Below are 17,061 nucleotides of genomic sequence, written 5' to 3' on the forward strand. Positions count from 1 at the left end.
TTCGATAGAATATACAGTGGAACATATAATGGATCGGAGTGAACATAAATGAAGCAACAAACACTAGATATGTTTAAGACATTAACTGAATTACCAGGGGCACCAGGACATGAACATCAAGTAAGAGATTACATGAAGGGTGAACTAGAGAAGTATTCAGATGAAATCATCCAAGATCGTTTAGGCGGTGTTTTTGGTGTTCGAAAAGGTGAGGGACCGAGAGTCATGGTCGCTGGACACATGGATGAAGTTGGCTTCATGGTCACGCAGATTACGAAAAACGGAATGATCCGTTTTCAAACGTTAGGTGGCTGGTGGAGTCAGGTGTTATTGGCTCAACGTGTACAAGTCATCACTGACCAAGGACCAGTGGATGGTGTTATTGGTTCGATCCCACCACATAACTTAACACCTGAACAACGTAAGAAACCGATGGACATGAAGAACATGTTAATCGATATTGGTGCAGACGATGAAGAGGATGCTAAGAAAATTGGCATCAAACCAGGTCAGCCAATTTTACCTGTTTGTCCATTTACACCGATGGCGAACGATAAAAAGATCATGGCAAAAGCATGGGATAACCGTTATGGTTGTGGCTTATCGATTGAGCTATTAAAAGAGTTACAAGGTGAGACGTTGAACCATGAACTTTATTCAGGTACAACTGTTCAAGAAGAGGTTGGACTAAGAGGTGCTCAAGCTGCCGCGAACATGATCAATCCGGATATTTTCTTTGCATTAGATGCATCACCTGCCAATGATATGGAAGGAAAAGATTCTGAGTTTGGTCATTTAGGAAAAGGTGCTTTAGTCCGCATTTTTGACCGATCAATGGTGACGCATCGAGGTATGCGAGATTTTGTGTTAGATACAGCGGAATCTAAGGACATTCCTTACCAGTATTTTATTTCACAAGGTGGAACGGATGCTGGACGAGTGCATATTTCGAATGATGGTGTGCCGTCAGCAGTTGTAGGAGTATGCTCGCGTTATATTCATACAAGCTCATCGATTGTCCATGTTGATGATTATGCAGCAGCTAAGGAATTACTCGTTAATCTGGTGAAATCAGTCGATCAATCAACGGTTGATTCTATTCGTAAAAATGGTTAAACAAATAAAAAAACTGCCTTAAAACATTGAATGTTTTAAGGCAGTTAATTCAAAACATTACTTATAGATATATGTTAAGACTTCAATGGCTTGATCGATGTTTTCGACGGTTACAGTGGCGTTGTTTGATAGTTCTTTTAGTGGATGAATGAGTGATTCAGGTCGAACTAAGATGAGTGGTTTGTTAAGTCCGAGTGCAATACCGGCATCCATTGCAGTATTCCATTGCTTGTAAGTTTCACCGAATAAAGCAATCACAGCATCTGCCTGATTCATCATAATCGATGTTCTGAAGTTATTAATGCTCGCACCTTGATCATCTCTGTAAAGTTGATTAGGTTGCTTACCTAGAATATTTTCACCAATATCATCTGATAGGTCATGGTTTTCCTGTGGTCCTGTGAATTCGATATCTAATTGGTGTTCAGAAGCCTTTTGTTTTAATTGTTCACGCCAATCATCATGAATTTGGCCAGCTAAGTAGATTGATAGTTTCATAGAATATACGACCTCCAATAGAGTGATTTGTTTATTATGTTCTAATGAAAGTATTGGTTTGTCAAATTATTAATATAGGGGAGAGAGAAGTGATTAATAAAAAGTTAGCGTTAAGTGTTGTCGGTTTAGTTTTGATTGCATTCTTAGCCGGGTGCTCAAAATCTGAATCAGAAATTTTGGATGAGGCCGACCGTCAGTTGAAAGAGATTTTCCTCTCGAGTGAGACGATCGAGACGAATTTTGAGTTGACTAATATGCATATTTATAAACCTGATTCGTTTGAGTTCTCAGAGGAAAGAGATAACAACATTATATTCTATGAAGACGAGCAGCCGTTTCTATTATTCATTAATGAATTTGAAGAGCCTAACAGCAAGTGGTATTACAATGAGTTAGAAAGCGCACAGAATGAGGATAACCATGTTCATTTAAAAACATTTGAAAGTGAAGAAGAGTTCGCTTATTTTAACGTCGTTGAACGAGAAGATGAAGAGGACCATTATGAGGTCCAGCTAGGAATTGGCGGAATAAAAATAGCGACGATTACAACTCTAGATCAACTGCAACACGATGTAGAAGAAATGATTAAGATTGTTAAATCAGTAGAAGAGAAATAATCATTTAAAGGGAGTTGTACTAACGTGAAAGCTTTTTTAGAGCGAAAAGGGGTAGAAATTAGTTTTCATGCTTATGCAATTACAGCATTAAGTTATATGGCACTAGGTGTATTCGCTTCACTCATTATCGGTGTCATTATTCAAACGATTGGTCAAGAAGTACCATATGCGCCAGACTTTTTTGTTGAAGCTGGTGGGTATGCCATTCAAGGTGGAGTTTATGGTGGAGCTATAGCAGTGGCTGTCGCCTATGGGTTAAACGCTCCACCTTTAGTTATGTTCAGTGCTTTGTTTGCTGGTTCATTCGCGGCAAGTCCTGATTTTATTAACTCAGGTCCAGCTGGTGCATTTATAGCTGCTTTACTTGCCGTTGAAGTTGGGAAATTAGTTAGTAAGGAAACTAAGATTGATATTATCGTGACACCTTTCGTTACGATTATGATTGGTTATTTGGTTGCTAGTTTAGTAGGTGAACCGATTGCTAGTTTTCTAGTCGCATTTGGTGATGTTATTGAATGGGCCATCGACTTAAGGCCGTTAATTATGGGGATCATTGTAGCCGTCTTAATGGGACTCGCTTTAACAGCACCTATATCGAGTGTTGCAATTGCAATTATGCTAGATTTACAAGGGCTAGCAGCTGGGGCTGCTACTGTTGGATGTGCAGCGCAAATGATCGGTTTTGCGGTTAGTAGTTATCGAGAAAATAAGTTTAGTGGTTTAATTTCTCAAGGACTTGGCACATCGATGCTGCAAGTCGGTAATATTATGAAAAACCCTGCAATCCTCATACCACCAACCGTTGCAGGGGCATTGTTAGCTCCGATTGCTACGGTTTGGCTGCAATTAGAAAATAATGCATATGGGGCTGGTATGGGAACGAGTGGCTTAGTTGGTCCGATTATGACATTGAAAACTATGGGCTTTACTACTGAAATCTTTATGATTATTTTATCATTACATGTTTTAGCGCCAGCCATTATTAGTCTAATGGTCTCAGAACTCCTTCGTCGAAAAGGATTAATTAAGTTCGGAGATATGAAGCTAGATGCTTAATCACAAGCGTGACTGACGATAGTCGGTCACGCTTTTTTCTTTTGCGGGAAAATGGTAAAATATTTATTAGTGTGGCTTCGAAAAGGAGGCGAATAAAATGAAAATGACAAGTGTTCAAATGAAGCGAAAACTCGAACAACGATTTCAAAATGATGATTGGCATACGCATTTTGATCGTGATGAAGATACATTCCGAATTGAATGGAAAGATAGTAAGCAAGGGGTGACCATTTCACTGCCTGGTGTGATCTCTAAATGGGAAGATCGTCAGGAAGATGCTTTAGACGAGATTGAAAACCATATCCGAGAAGCGTTACGAATTATGAATGACGAACAGACATTAGAAGGGAAAGAGGCTAATGTTTTCCCAGTTATTCGTTCAGGTTCATTCCCATTAGAGTCTAAAAATGGCGATCCATTATTATATACAGAACATACGGCTGAAACCCGTATTTATTATGCATTGGATTTAGGTAAATCTTATCGCTTAATTGATGAGCGAATGCTTAAACAAGAGGGTTGGGAAGAAGAGCGAGTAAGAGAAGTTGCGATGTTTAACGTGCGCCGGTTATCAACGGAAATGAAACAGGAAGAAGTAGCCGGTAATACGTTCTACTTCCTATCGACTCAGGATGGTTATGATGCAAGTCGCATCTTAAATGAAGCGTTATTAGAAGAAATGGCAAGTGTTGTTGAAGGTGAATTAGCGGTTGGTGTCCCTCATCAGGATGTTTTAATTTTTGTTGATGTTAAAAATAAAACAGGCTACGATATTCTAGCGCAAATGATGATGCAATTTTTCGCTGAAGGGCAGATTCCAATTACATCACTGCCGTTTATATATGAAGATCGAAACCTCGAGCCGATTTTTATTTTAGCTCAAAATAAACCAAAAGATGATAAGGAGTAATCGTTATGCAATTTGTTTATAACCCAAAAGGAATTGGCGATGTATTAATTATCACGTTAGATCAAAAAGAAACTAAAGTGGACCACGAAACAATTGGTGATGTGACGCGTCTTACCGACGAAGATGGGCAAGTTGTCGGTTATAACTTGTTTCATGCATCTAATTACGTTTCTATAGATACTAATGGACCTTTGAGTGTTGATGAAGGTTTAGTCAATCAGGTTCAGAAAGCTTTTAAACAAAACGGAGTCCATGATGAGTTGACTATTGATTTAACACCTAAATTCGTCGTTGGATATGTTAAGGAAAAAGCACCTCACGAAGATGCGACTAAATTAAATGTTTGCCAAGTTGATGTGGGTGATGAAAGCTTGCAAATCGTTTGTGGTGCACCGAATGTGGATGAAGGGCAGAAAGTAGTGGTCGCAAAAGTAGGCGCTATGATGCCAGATGGAATGCATATTAAACCATCTAGTCTAAGAGGTGTGGAGTCGACCGGCATGATCTGTTCAGCTAAAGAACTTAACTTACCTAATGCTAGTGAGAAGAAAGGCATATTAGTGCTCGATGATTCTTATCGCGTTGGTGAACAGTTCGATTTTAAAGCCTAATAATGTTTTCTGTTATAATGGAAAATAGTTGAGGAGGAGAATCTCAAATAGATTTGAGGGGTATACGATGAAAGAATTTACATTAAAACAACAAGGTAATATTAAGCGGTTAACGAATAAAACGTTTAAATTTGATGATCGTGTAGGGGAAGGCTGGTTCTCAGCTGTTTATTTCTTAAAAACGAAGGACATTGTTAAAAAACATTTAAAAGATAATGTCGTCACGATGCAATTTTTCCAAAAACAAGATGCGGTGCTATGTGGGACGGATGAGGCAATCGCCTTATTACATACGTTTGCTGATAATCCCGAGGAATTAGAAATACATTCATTACAGGATGGCGACCGTATTAGTCCTTATGAATCTGTTTTGACCGTTAGAGGCCCTTATGAAAGTTTTGGCTATCTAGAAGGGATTATTGACGGCATTTTATCAAGAAGAACTTCAGTTGCAACAAATGTCTATAAAGTTGTAACGGCTGCGAAATCAACAGGGTCTAAGAAGCCCGTCATCTTCATGGGTGACCGTGATGATCACTATACACAACAAGCTGGCGATGGTTATGCGGCTTATATTGGTGGCTCTACCGCTCAAGCAACTCATGCGATGAATGAATGGTGGGGTAAACAAGGAATGGGCACGATGCCTCATGCTCTCATTCAAATGTTTAAAGGTGACATTGTTAAATCTGCTGAAGCTTATAAGGATACGTTCCCAGATGATGATTTAGTCGCATTAGTGGATTATAATAACGATGTCATTACAGATTCCTTAAAGGTTGCTAGGCATTTTGGCGAGGAATTAAAAGGTGTACGTATTGATACATCTAAAAACATGGTCGATCAGTACTTCTTCCGTAACCCTCAGGTCATGGGTTCATTCGACCCTAGAGGTGTTAATCCGCAATTAATCTTTGCGCTTCGAGATGCTCTTGATCAAGAAGGCTTCAACCACGTGAAGATTATGGCCAGTGGCGGTTTTGATGAGGAAAAAATCAAGCGTTTTGAATCTCTTGGCGTCCCAGTCGATATGTACGGTGTGGGAAGCAATCTGTTAAAGGTTAAGATTGGATTTACAGGTGATAACGTGCTTCTTAATGATGACGAAGAGGCAAAAGCTGGTCGCAAGTTTAACTATAATCCAAGATTAGAAAAAGTCGATTATCCAGTTAATGATGAAGATTGATTGCTTATGCAATCAATCTTTTCATATTTCATACATAAGTATTAATGTATTTATGTTCTAATTTTGCTATAATGTATAAAAGCAAAATGAAAAGATTAAGCATATATTATATACAGGATGATTAAATCGGAGGTTCGATTAATGCCGACTTACCATTTTATAGGAATAAAAGGCACTGGGATGAGTGCATTAGCGCAAATCTTACACGATTCTGGGGAGAACGTGCAGGGTTCAGATATAGAAAAGCATTTCTTTACAGAGGAAGCTTTAAAAGAAAAAAACATCAAAATCATGCCATTTGATCTAGCAAATATTAAAGAAGGCTTAACGATCATTGCGGGTAATGCCTTTAGTGATGACCATGAAGAAATCGTTAAAGCAAAAGAGATGGGATTAGAATTTTATCGCTATCATGAGTTTCTAGGAGAATTTCTAAATCGCTATACAAGTGTTGCGGTTACAGGTGCACACGGTAAAACGTCCACGACGGGCTTATTAGCGCATACGTTAAAACAAAATATCCCGACATCATATTTAATTGGTGATGGCACGGGGTACGGCACGACAAATAGTCAATATTTTGTGTTTGAAGCTTGTGAATATAGAAGACATTTCTTAGCTTACGAACCAGATTATGCCATTATGACGAATATAGATTTTGACCATCCGGACTATTTTAAGAGTATTGAAGATGTATTCGACGCCTTTCAATCAATGGCGATGAAAGTGAGAAAAGGAATCATTGCTTGTGGTGATGATGAATATTTACAACAGATTCAAGCTAAAGTTCCTGTTGTTTATTACGGCTTTACAGAAGGCAATGACTTTCAAGCGAAGAACATTCAAGAGTCTAGTGAAGGTACGACGTTTGAAGTTTATGTTAGAAGTACTTATTATGATACGTTTACGATCCCGACATATGGCAATCACAGCGTGCTGAATGCACTAAGCGTGGTGGCTTTAATGCAGTATGAGAGTTTCACAGCACAGGAGATTAGTCATTTAAAATCATTCCCTGGAGTGAAGCGTCGTTTTACTGAAACTGAATGGAAGAACGGGCAGATTTTAATTGATGACTATGCTCACCATCCAAAAGAGATAGAAGCGACGATTGATTCAGCACGTAAGAAGTATCCGAATAAAGATATTGTCGCTGTTTTTCAGCCTCATACTTTTACAAGAACGAAGCAATTCATAGATGAGTTTGCCGATAGTTTATCTCAGGCAGACTATATCTACTTGTGTGATATTTTTGCCTCAGCGCGTGAAAAATCAGATAAACTTTCTATTAATGATTTGTTAGAGAAGGTTGATGGCGCGACCTTGCTCAATGAGGGAGAGACTGAAGTACTCAATAATCATCAAAATAGTGTGATCCTGTTTATGGGTGCTGGAGATATTCAGAAATACGAAGAAGAATTTAAACAGCTAGCGTAATGGAAGACCTAAGGCTTTGATGTCGAAGCCTTAGGTTTTTTATTATTAATAGAAAATTATGTTAACATAATTGTAAAGCAAAAAGGGATTGGAGGTAAATTTACTATTAAAAAAGCAGTTCAATACTCATTACTCGTTATAATAGGTTTGATTATTTTGAACACGATTGTGGAAATTGATAGAAGTCTTAACACGGGTGTAGTTAATAGGATTGATGGTATTAGTTGGGAATATTTCTATATAACTTTACTAAGTGTTTTATTTGGTTTATTAATCGAATGGAAGAGAGTTTTAACCATTTTGAAAGGTCATATAAAAGCTAATAGGCTGTTTATTCCGTCTATATTATTATTGCTTTTGAGTTTTACGCCTATTGCCTATACACTCATGTATTTTGGATTTACTTCATACCGACATTTTTTCCTATTGGTGTTTTCATTACACCATTGCAGAGTATAAATACATTAATGTTACTAGGAGTTTTATCAGGTGTTTTATTAGTTAGATCACTAGCACATAAAAGTGAATAAGTTACATATATAAAAATAGAGCATCAAATTGCTGTGCAACTTGATACTCTATTTTGTTTATGATTTTAAGTTTTCGGGATTTAATCCTTCTAATTCTGAAACGACAAAACGGCCGTCTTTTCGGATGAGCTCGCCATCGAAATAGATTTCACCACCACCGTAATCTTCACGTTGGATCACAACCATGTCCCAATGGATGGAGGAATCGTTACCATTGTAGGCATCGTCATAAGCTTGACCTGGTGTAAAGTGGAAGCTTCCATCAATTTTTTCATCAAATAAAATGTCTTTCATAGGATGTAAGATGTACGGGTTAAATCCGATGGCAAATTCACCAATGTATCGAGCGCCTTCATCGGAATTTAATACCTCATTAATGCGTTCCGTATCGTTCGCTTTAGCATCAACAATCTTACCGTTTTCGAATGTTAGTTGTACGTTTTCAAACGTAAAGCCTTGGTAAGGTGAAGGCGTGTTGTATGTTAGGGTTCCGTTAATGGAATCACGAACCGGCGCTGTGTAAACTTCACCGTCTGGAATATTCATTCGGCCTGCACATTTAACTTTTGGAATGTCTTTGATTGAGAACTTCAAGTCAGTGCCTTGGCCTTTAATGTGAACTTCATCGGTTTGTTCCATCTTTTTAACTAAGGCGTCCATGGCATTGTCCATTTTTGCGTAATCTAATGTACATACGTCAAAGTAAAAGTCTTCAAATGCTTCTGTGCTCATATTTGCGAGTTGAGCCATCGATTCGTTTGGATAACGTAAGACACACCATTTCGTTTTTGGTACACGAATTTGGCGATGGACACGGCCAACGGTTTGACCAAACAACTTGTTGTTTTCACCAGGTACATCAGATAATTCATTAATGTTATCACCTGAACGAATGGCGATATAGGCATCCATATCTTCCATAACAGTCGCTTCGTATTTTTCCCATGCTTTTAATTGTTCTTCATTTGCCCCTTTAAGTAATGAGCGCATAATTTTTTGATCTTTAAGTTCGACAAATGGATGTCCACCTGCTTCGTATGCTTTTTCAATAATTGCAGATACTAATTCACGTTGGAGATTTGTGTTTTCAATAAGCAATTTTTCACCTTGTTGTAATCTTACAGAATAGTTGACTAGTAATTCAGCTAGTTTATTAATTCGTGGATCTCTCATTTTATACCCGCCTTTATGTAAGTATTTATCATTATAATTTTATCATAATTTTAACAAGTTTAAATAAAATTGAACTTAGAACTTGTTTGACATTGGCTTTATTGGGGTATAGATTAAATATAAAAGGAGATTAGAAAGGTTGTGTTAAATTTGAATCTGTTACATATCTCAGCATTGATCGCAGCAATCGCATTTCTAATTTTGGTCATTTATATTTCGTACACGTTAATCTCGGTAAGAAAAACCTTTCATCATGTGGCAAACACGGTTGAAGGCATTGAGAAACAAATGCAGGGCATTACGCATGAAACAACTGAGCTCCTTAAGAAAACAAATCACCTTGCAGAAGATATCTCAACTAAAACGGATAAAGTGAACGTTTTATTTGATGGTGTAAAAGGAATTGGCCATACTGTGCAGGATTTTAATGAGTCCTTGCAGAAATTATCTGAAGAGCTACGTGAGCAAGCGAATGAACATGCTGAAAAGACCTCGCAGACTATAAAATGGGGCGAGGCAGCGATTCATTTATGGAAAAAATATAAAAAGGAATAAATTTGAGGAGGAATGTTTTTTATGGCAAACGAGAAAGAGAATCAAGAAAATATCAATAGTAAGGACTTTTTGATCGGTAGTTTAATCGGTGGAATTGTTGGTGCATCGGTAGCGCTATTATTTGCTCCAAAATCAGGACGTGAAATGAGAGATGATTTAAACAGTGGCGCTCAGCAAGTAAGAGAAAGAGCTAGTGAGTGGAAAGACGTTGCTTATGAAAAAGGAACGGAATGGTCTTCACAGCTTCAAGAGAGAAGTAAAGAATTATCAGAACGTGTAAAAGATAAAACAGAAGAATTACAAGACCGCGTTAACGAATTTAAAGACGAGAAGTTTTCAAAAGAAAACAAGGAAGCATTAGAAGTTGCTGAAGCGATTGAAGAAGCGGCTGAAGAATTAGACCGCTTAGAAGCAGACAAAACATTTGAAGAATCCGTCAATAAAAACTAAAATGAAGTTGTTGGGTTGTCTCCCAACAACTTTTTTTATGATTAATTCAATACAAGCTTACATAAATACCTGTAGGAAAAGGAGAATGGAAATGGAAATATTAACTTCAAAAGAGCAATTTGAACAAGTGTTAAAGGACAATGAGAATTTAGTGCTTCTTAAGCATAGCTTAACGTGCCCGATTAGTGCAGATGCCAAAGGTCAAATGGAGAAGTTTGAGGCATCTCAAGCGTATCCGACTTATATTATTCACATTCAGGACAACCGCGAACTTTCAAACTATGTTGCTGAGTATTTTGATATTAAACATGAATCACCACAAGTTTTTTATATTGAAAATGGTGAAGTGAAGCACCATGCATCACATTGGGATGTTACAGCGAAAAAACTGGAAAAAGTTACGACATAACTTAGTTAAAAAAGTCCAATTTGAGAATTGGACTTTTTTTATTGGGTGGCTTTTTGAGCACTAAATGGGCTGTCTTGAGCATTCAGATTGTCATTTCGAGCATTAAACTTGATGATTTGAGCACTCAGACAGATGTTTTGAGCACTAAGCCCGGATTGCGTACAGTCAAACAAAAAGAGCATCAAAGTTGATGCTCTAGTAAGTATTTATGGTATCCCATTCTATGGCTAGTTGATCGCCGTCGTTTATTTCCTCGACAAATCCTACTTCTTGGTCGTTTTTTATCAATTTAAAAGTCTGGTTACGCGTTTGTGATAGATCCAGTTCGATATGTCTAAAAATATCTTGAAAGATAAATGGTTCGTCGTCTAATGCTTCAGTTATGATGTGGTCTTCTGGATATATGATAGAGTCCTGATCCATCTTTTGACCGTTACGGTAAAACTTATATAGGTCTTTTGTGAGTTCAATGGGCTTTTGATTATAGAAAATTTTTACGCTTTGCTTGCGCTTGATGTTCATCCTTTCGCAAAAGTCATCTAGGCTTAACGTATCGGTTACTTGAACGTTTAGTTGGTCATTGGCTTCTATACTGTCTGTTAAATCTAAAGTTTTGTGACCGCGTGAAACTTGTACCATTTGTTTTAATACAACTTGTTCTTTATGATTATACCTAATATTAAATGGTTTGAATTTATGGATGAGATGTTCCATTCCGCAAGCTTGCAGGGCCTGTTTTAGAGTATACTGGCTTTCCCATTGAATTTGATCTCCATCAGAAAGTGCTTGAGTTAACTCAGCTTGTTGTTGATTCACATTGACCAATGAAGGTAAGTCATAATTATGTTGATTGATTTGAACCCTTGCGCCTGAAACATCACCTACGACATCTCCTACAGTGTATGTTGGTGTACTTCCATCTTCTCCTTTTGCAACGTCAATGACATCACCGTGCTTTATAGTATTACTGACAGAAGCTGATTCTCCGTTAATTTTAATCGTTGGTGCTTCGCCTAATTTGCCAGGTAACGTGACCTTACGCCCGTTTAAATGCACCATAATAGCCATGCCAGGTTTCCCGTATAACTTATTTAATTCAATTCCTGAAGCTAACAAGCAGTCACCAAGCGTTAGTTGTTTCAAATCAAACAGCCTAATCGTCCGATTATTCACTTCGACACTGATGTACTGAACTGGGTTTTGTTTAGCAGCAATCGCGATTCCGATTGGGGTAACGAATTCTGGGCTGTCTGGTAGTTGCTCTTTTTCATCTAAAACTTGAATAGCGTCAATGCCTCTTATGGCAACGCGATTCGTTGGTAAATTTAGATGTTCTGCGATTTTCTCCGGTAAAGCAGGGGTTAAACTTCCACCACCAACTAGCATAACAGCTTTTGGTGCTTGTCCATTTAGCGCTAAAATTTCATGACAGATGGATTCGGCAAGTTGATTAAGAGAACCAGAGATTTGTTTTACGATTTCATCCTTTTCCATCTCATGTTTAAAACCTAAAATGTCTTCAAATTCCACAAGGTTATGTTGTATGAGATCTTTCTTAACCTGTTCAGCTTGATGAAAATCTAATAAAAACTGCTCGCTAATCGCTTCAGAGATTTCATCTCCAGCTTTAGGCACCATCCCATAAGCTGTGACCGTTCCTTCACTTGTAATGGCAATATCACTCGTCCCTGCACCAACATCAATGAGAGCTACGTTAAGGCGTCTCATAGATTCAGGGATGAGTACTTGTATGGCTGCAATTGGTTCTAGCGTTAAAGCTTCCATGTCTAAGTCAGCACGTTTTAAAGCAGATATTAAAGAATCCACAACGACTTTCGGTAAAAATGTCGCGATAATATCGACTTTCGCTTCTTCGCCTTGTTGGTCGAGTAAGGAGCCAATTTCTTGATTATCTAAATAATAATGCAAAACAGAGTAGCCGACACAATAGTAATTGTTACTTTGGTCAAGTTTTTCATCTTCCGCTAATGTATACTGAGCTTGCTGGACGGCAGCTAATTCTAAATGCAAAATATCTTCTTCGGTCATTAATGGCTGTTCATAAATTTTAGTCGAATAAGAACTACGCTTTGTTTTAAGGGCGCGACCTGCAGCTGCCACACAGACTTTTGTAAGTGGGCCGTGATTTTGCTCTAGTTGTACTTTTACATCACGAATGACGTTCGCAACATCTAAAATATTATGTATTTGTCCATCAAGCATGGAGCGCTCTTTATGTTCTTGACTGATCATATCGAGAACCTTGAATCGCTCGTTTTCCTTTTCTAAAATTAATCCTACGACACTTCGCGTTCCAATATCTAAGGCAAACAGTTTCTCACTCATATTATGACCCCTTTTGTATGGATTGAATGACAAGTGGTCAATCGTCATTTATAATTACTAGAAGAATATAGTTAAGCATAATGTACCATAAATATTGATTGTAATAAACTAGGGAACGGAGGAGACGCACATGGACCCTAATCGATTAGATGAACTGAGGAAAGAAGTTGACCAAGTCAATCTACGCATATTAGATTTAATTAATCGTAGAGGTGACCTCATTAAACAAATAGGGGATATCAAGACGGATCAAGGTATGAAAGTTTTTGATCCTATTCGTGAACGTGAAATGCTGGATTTAATTTTACGAAATCATGAAGGGCCTTTTGAGTATTCAACGATTGAACATTTATTCAAGGAAATTTTCAAAGCGGCTAAAGAGTTAATAGAGGAAGATCAGCTAAATGCGTTACTCGTATCTAGGCAGAAGAAGCCGAACGATACCATCGTTCATATAGGTGATATTGAAATCGGTAATGGTCATCAAGAACATATTTTTGGTCCATGTTCGGTGGAATCTTATGAACAAGTAAATGAAGTAGCCAAATCGATTAAAGCACAGGGATTGAGCCTGCTTAGAGGCGGAGCCTTTAAACCTCGTACGTCGCCTTACGATTTCCAAGGGTTAGGTATTGAAGGGCTTAAAATTTTAAAACAAGTTGGCGATGAGCACGGCCTTAAAGTCGTTAGTGAGATTGTCAATCCGAATGATATTGAAACCGCGCATGAGTACGTTGATGTCATTCAAATTGGTGCTCGTAATATGCACAATTTTGAATTATTAAAAGAAGCGGGACGAGCTTCGAAGCCGATTTTCTTAAAACGCGGATTAGCTGCGACGATTAATGAGTTTATAAATGCAGCTGAGTACATTATTTCTCAAGGTAACGGCCAGATTGTGTTATGTGAACGTGGCATACGTACTTATGAAACGGCGACGAGAAACACGCTAGATATTACGTCAGTTCCAATTTTGAAAAAAGAAACGCACTTACCGGTTTTTGTTGATGTAACACATTCGACTGGCAGGCGTGATTTATTATTGCCGGCAGCTAAAGCAGCACTGGCAATAGGAGCGGATGGAATCATGGCTGAAGTTCACCCAGATCCAGCCACTGCTTTATCAGATTCGCAACAACAAATGGACATTCCGACATTTGAATCGTTTATAAATGAATTAAGATAACAGAAATACATACTTCGTATTTCTGTTTTTCCTTTTCATCACTGTTGATAGAATGTTTAGAATGTCGTATGCTAACAATATTAAATAGAATACGGTATGAAATGAGGGGTTATAATGAGCGTTACAATTTACGATGTAGCTAAAAAAGCAAATGTATCCATGGCGACTGTTTCAAGAGTTATTAATGGAAACACGAATGTCAAACCAACCACAAGGAAAAAGGTTATGGCAGCGATTGAAGAACTTGAGTTTAGACCAAATGCTGTTGCACGTGGCCTGGCCAGCCGAAAAACCACTTCAGTAGGTGTTATTATCCCCGATATTTCGAATATGTTCTTCGCAGAATTAGCGCGAGGAATAGAAGATATTGCCACGATGTATAACTACCACATCATCTTAAGTAGTTCGGATCAAAACTTAAATCGAGAGCTAGACTTATTCGATAATATGCTTGAGAAGCAAGTGGATGGTGTCATATTTATGGGTGGTTCCATTTCAGAAGAACACGTTAAAGCGTTTAATCAATCAAATGTTCCAGTTGTACTTGCTGCTACTGTTGATGAGTCCAACCAAGTGCCATCGGTAAATATTGATTATTATTCAGCGATTACGGATGCTGTTCATGAGTTAATTGAGAAGGGGCACCAAAAAGTTGGATATGTTTCTAACTCTATTGATTCAAGTATTGAAACATCCAAAGTTAATGGTTATCAAGACACATTTAAAGAACATAAATTATCGGTTGATTCTAATTTAATCTATAAAGGCGATGACACTTATCAATCCGGAATTAAAGCCGCCCATTATTTTATGGATTTAGATGAAAAACCAACTGCCATCTTAACATCATCTGATGAAATGGCTCTAGGTGTTATTCATGGAGCTCAGGATTTAGGTGTAAAAATCCCGGATGAATTAGCGGTTATAGGATTTGATAATACGCGTTTATCAGTTATGGTACGTCCTGAATTAACAACGGTTGTTCAGCCAATGTATGATATTGGCGCTGTTTCAATGCGATTATTGACGAAGCTTCTAAAAAATGAAGACGTTGAGGAAGATCAAGTCATTTTACCTCACCGAATTATAAAAAGAAGCTCAACAAAAGAATAATTTTGTCGATACAATAGATATAGACAATTTGCATATTTAGGGTGAGAGGTTAATGAAGAGAAGAGATATTTTAACGCCTGTTGGGATTGCACTCGGTTCGACGATGATTTTGTTGGGGATATATTTTAACAGTGGAACGAGCGGTTTTTCGACATTTCTACAGATGTCTTCATTTATGATTGTCATCGGTGGTTTAACCGGTGCGTTATTGATTAATTTTAACTTGAAAGAAATGAAGTTGACTTGGCGTGTCTTTAAAGAAGCATTCAGTAAATCAGATCACAATTTAAAAGAACTCATTCAATTGTTTATTAGCCTTTCTGAAAAAGCTAGAAGAGAAGGGTTATTAGCTTTAGAATCAGAGATTGAAGAGTTAGATGATGAATTTATAAAAAAAGGTGTTTATTTAGCCATTGATGGTATTGAACCAGAAGTCATTAATGACATCATGAACGCTGAAATTACAGCGATGGAAGAACGTCATGGAAAAGGACGAGCGATAGTTGAAAAAGCGGGTGAGTTCGCTCCGTCATGGGGGATGATCGGGACGTTAATCGGTCTTGTCCTCATGTTAAATAACTTAACCTCTCCTGAGACGATTGGACCAAGCATGGCTGTTGCCTTATTGACGACCTTTTACGGCATGGTGCTTGCTAATTTAGTCTTCATTCCAATGTCAGGTAAACTTTTTAATATGACTGAAGAAGAGATTTTTATTAAACAAATTATAATTGAAGGGGTTATTGGCGTTCAATCTGGTCAAAATCCTAAGATCTTAGAAGAAAAATTAAGTGCGTTCTTATCCAATGAAGAACTCAAAGAACAAAATGAAGATGAAGAAGAAGAGATCGTTGGAGAGACTGCCAATGAATCTTAATAATAAAAGAAAGAAACGACCTAAAAAACAAGCCCCATTATGGATGGTTACATATTCAGATATGGTGACATTAATTTTAGTATTCTTCATTTTGTTATTTTCAATGTCACAAATTGACGCAGAGAAATTGAAAACAGTAACGGAATCTTATCAGCAACGCGTTATTTTTGATTATTATCCAGCAGCTATTCCGTTAGATCAAGCATCTAATGTGGAAAATAACGAAGATGAATCGAAAAACCCATTAGGTGAAGAAGACGGAAATGAGGATGAAGAGCAGGATATGAATGACATCTTAGATCAATTGGAACAAGATCCAACTATTGATCAAGAGCCGGATCAATTAGACCGTCTATTAAATGAAATTGAAAACTACCTTGAAAGAGAAGGATTATCTGAAGTCATTACGGCTAATCGAACCGACCGAGGAATCGTCTTAGTTCTACAAGAGAGTTTACTATTTGAGTCTGGACAAGCTGAGATATTAGAAGGAGCTATGCCTTTTCTAGATAAAGTCGGAACATTACTCGCTAATATACCGAACTTTGTCAAAGTCGAAGGACATACGGATTCCGTTCCGATGAGTTCATATCGTTACCCATCTAACTGGGAGCTTAGCGGTTCAAGAGCGAGTAGCGTTGTTAGGTATTTATCAGAGGAGACAGGTTTAGATCCTATTAGATTCCAAATTGCTGGTTACGCCGATACAAGGCCTATTGCTTCGAATGAAAATGAGGAAGACAGACAGAAAAATAGAAGAGTTGAAATTATTATTATGGAAGATGAGTAAAGGATTGTCCAAAGTCTATGACTTTGAGACAGTCCTTTTTTATGTGGTTGACGAAACAGGCCCGATGGAAGGCGGAACATACCCGGTGGAAGGCGGAACGTACCCGATGGAAGGCGGAACATACCCGGTGGAAGGCGGAACATACCCGGTGGAAAATGTACCATAATCGATAGAAGGATGAACCCCCCGTTGGAAAATGAA

The 17,061-nt window shown here is 37.9% G+C and carries 18 protein-coding genes; 15 read left to right on the forward strand and 3 right to left on the reverse strand.

What is annotated here, in order from left to right; translation table 11 throughout:
* Window positions 1–48 precede the first annotated feature (48 nt).
* On the forward strand, window positions 49–1,116 hold the full coding sequence (locus EDC24_RS00900; protein WP_124218985.1) for a M42 family metallopeptidase: 1,068 nt from the start codon (window positions 49–51) through the stop codon (window positions 1,114–1,116).
* Window positions 1,117–1,173: 57 nt separating this feature from the next.
* On the opposite strand, the gene EDC24_RS00905 is transcribed toward EDC24_RS00900, so the two are convergent.
* Window positions 1,174–1,614 carry a YtoQ family protein gene (locus EDC24_RS00905; protein ID WP_124218986.1) on the reverse strand — a complete coding sequence of 147 codons (441 nt, stop codon included), beginning with the start codon at window positions 1,612–1,614 and terminating at the stop codon, window positions 1,174–1,176.
* Window positions 1,615–1,658: 44 nt separating this feature from the next.
* Between EDC24_RS00905 and EDC24_RS00910 the strand changes: the two genes are divergently transcribed.
* From EDC24_RS00910 to murC, 6 genes are all read left to right on the forward strand, one after another.
* Entirely contained in the window at window positions 1,659–2,231 is a 573-nt protein-coding gene (locus EDC24_RS00910) for a hypothetical protein (RefSeq protein WP_170158432.1), read from the forward strand.
* A gap of 24 nt (window positions 2,232–2,255) precedes the next feature.
* Entirely contained in the window at window positions 2,256–3,287 is a 1,032-nt protein-coding gene (locus EDC24_RS00915) for a PTS sugar transporter subunit IIC (protein WP_124218988.1), read from the forward strand.
* A gap of 97 nt (window positions 3,288–3,384) precedes the next feature.
* Window positions 3,385–4,197, forward strand: coding sequence for a DUF1444 domain-containing protein (locus EDC24_RS00920; protein ID WP_124218989.1), 813 nt, complete (start codon window positions 3,385–3,387; stop codon window positions 4,195–4,197).
* Window positions 4,198–4,202: 5 nt separating this feature from the next.
* Entirely contained in the window at window positions 4,203–4,808 is a 606-nt protein-coding gene (ytpR, locus tag EDC24_RS00925) for a YtpR family tRNA-binding protein (RefSeq protein ID WP_124218990.1), read from the forward strand.
* Between the two features lie 67 nt (window positions 4,809–4,875).
* A complete protein-coding gene (locus EDC24_RS00930; protein WP_124218991.1) occupies window positions 4,876–5,994 on the forward strand; it encodes a nicotinate phosphoribosyltransferase in 1,119 nt (372 codons plus the stop codon).
* A 141-nt stretch (window positions 5,995–6,135) separates the two neighbouring features.
* On the forward strand, window positions 6,136–7,431 hold the full coding sequence (murC, locus tag EDC24_RS00935) for a UDP-N-acetylmuramate--L-alanine ligase (protein WP_124218992.1): 1,296 nt from the start codon (window positions 6,136–6,138) through the stop codon (window positions 7,429–7,431).
* 587 nt (window positions 7,432–8,018) lie between these two features.
* Here the strand turns inward: murC and EDC24_RS00940 are convergent.
* The gene (locus EDC24_RS00940) at window positions 8,019–9,134 is read right to left on the reverse strand and encodes an aminopeptidase (RefSeq protein WP_124218993.1); all 1,116 of its coding nucleotides are present in this window, start codon (window positions 9,132–9,134) and stop codon (window positions 8,019–8,021) included.
* A 150-nt stretch (window positions 9,135–9,284) separates the two neighbouring features.
* Between EDC24_RS00940 and EDC24_RS00945 the strand changes: the two genes are divergently transcribed.
* From EDC24_RS00945 to ytxJ, 3 genes are all read left to right on the forward strand, one after another.
* On the forward strand, window positions 9,285–9,689 hold the full coding sequence (locus EDC24_RS00945) for a DUF948 domain-containing protein (protein ID WP_124218994.1): 405 nt from the start codon (window positions 9,285–9,287) through the stop codon (window positions 9,687–9,689).
* A 21-nt stretch (window positions 9,690–9,710) separates the two neighbouring features.
* Complete coding sequence (locus EDC24_RS00950) at window positions 9,711–10,139, forward strand: YtxH domain-containing protein (protein WP_124218995.1); 429 nt, start codon at window positions 9,711–9,713, stop codon at window positions 10,137–10,139.
* Between the two features lie 91 nt (window positions 10,140–10,230).
* Window positions 10,231–10,548 carry a bacillithiol system redox-active protein YtxJ gene (gene ytxJ / locus EDC24_RS00955; RefSeq protein ID WP_342769335.1) on the forward strand — a complete coding sequence of 106 codons (318 nt, stop codon included), beginning with the start codon at window positions 10,231–10,233 and terminating at the stop codon, window positions 10,546–10,548.
* A 195-nt stretch (window positions 10,549–10,743) separates the two neighbouring features.
* On the opposite strand, the gene EDC24_RS00960 is transcribed toward ytxJ, so the two are convergent.
* Window positions 10,744–12,894 (reverse strand): cell division protein FtsA, encoded by a 2,151-nt coding sequence (locus tag EDC24_RS00960; RefSeq protein WP_124218997.1) that lies wholly within the window; start codon window positions 12,892–12,894, stop codon window positions 10,744–10,746.
* Window positions 12,895–13,024: 130 nt separating this feature from the next.
* Between EDC24_RS00960 and EDC24_RS00965 the strand changes: the two genes are divergently transcribed.
* The 5 genes from EDC24_RS00965 to EDC24_RS15080 all read left to right on the forward strand — a co-directional run bounded on the left by EDC24_RS00965 (window position 13,025) and on the right by EDC24_RS15080 (window position 17,026).
* Window positions 13,025–14,080, forward strand: a complete 1,056-nt coding sequence (locus EDC24_RS00965; protein WP_124218998.1) for a bifunctional 3-deoxy-7-phosphoheptulonate synthase/chorismate mutase — start codon at window positions 13,025–13,027, stop codon at window positions 14,078–14,080.
* Window positions 14,081–14,194: 114 nt separating this feature from the next.
* The gene (gene ccpA, locus EDC24_RS00970) at window positions 14,195–15,193 is read left to right on the forward strand and encodes a catabolite control protein A (protein ID WP_124218999.1); all 999 of its coding nucleotides are present in this window, start codon (window positions 14,195–14,197) and stop codon (window positions 15,191–15,193) included.
* Window positions 15,194–15,245: 52 nt separating this feature from the next.
* Entirely contained in the window at window positions 15,246–16,070 is an 825-nt protein-coding gene (gene motP / locus EDC24_RS00975; RefSeq protein WP_124219000.1) for a flagellar motor protein MotP, read from the forward strand.
* The gene (gene motS, locus EDC24_RS00980; protein ID WP_124219001.1) at window positions 16,060–16,860 is read left to right on the forward strand and encodes a flagellar motor protein MotS; all 801 of its coding nucleotides are present in this window, start codon (window positions 16,060–16,062) and stop codon (window positions 16,858–16,860) included. Before motP ends, motS begins: the two co-directional genes overlap by 11 nt.
* Window positions 16,853–17,026 (forward strand): hypothetical protein, encoded by a 174-nt coding sequence (locus EDC24_RS15080; protein ID WP_170158433.1) that lies wholly within the window; start codon window positions 16,853–16,855, stop codon window positions 17,024–17,026. The genes motS and EDC24_RS15080 overlap by 8 nt, the downstream gene beginning before the upstream one ends.
* The last annotated feature ends 35 nt before the right edge of the window (window positions 17,027–17,061 follow it).

The organism is Aquisalibacillus elongatus (assembly GCF_003843875.1).
Classification (GTDB): domain Bacteria; phylum Bacillota; class Bacilli; order Bacillales; family Alkalibacillaceae; genus Aquisalibacillus; species Aquisalibacillus elongatus.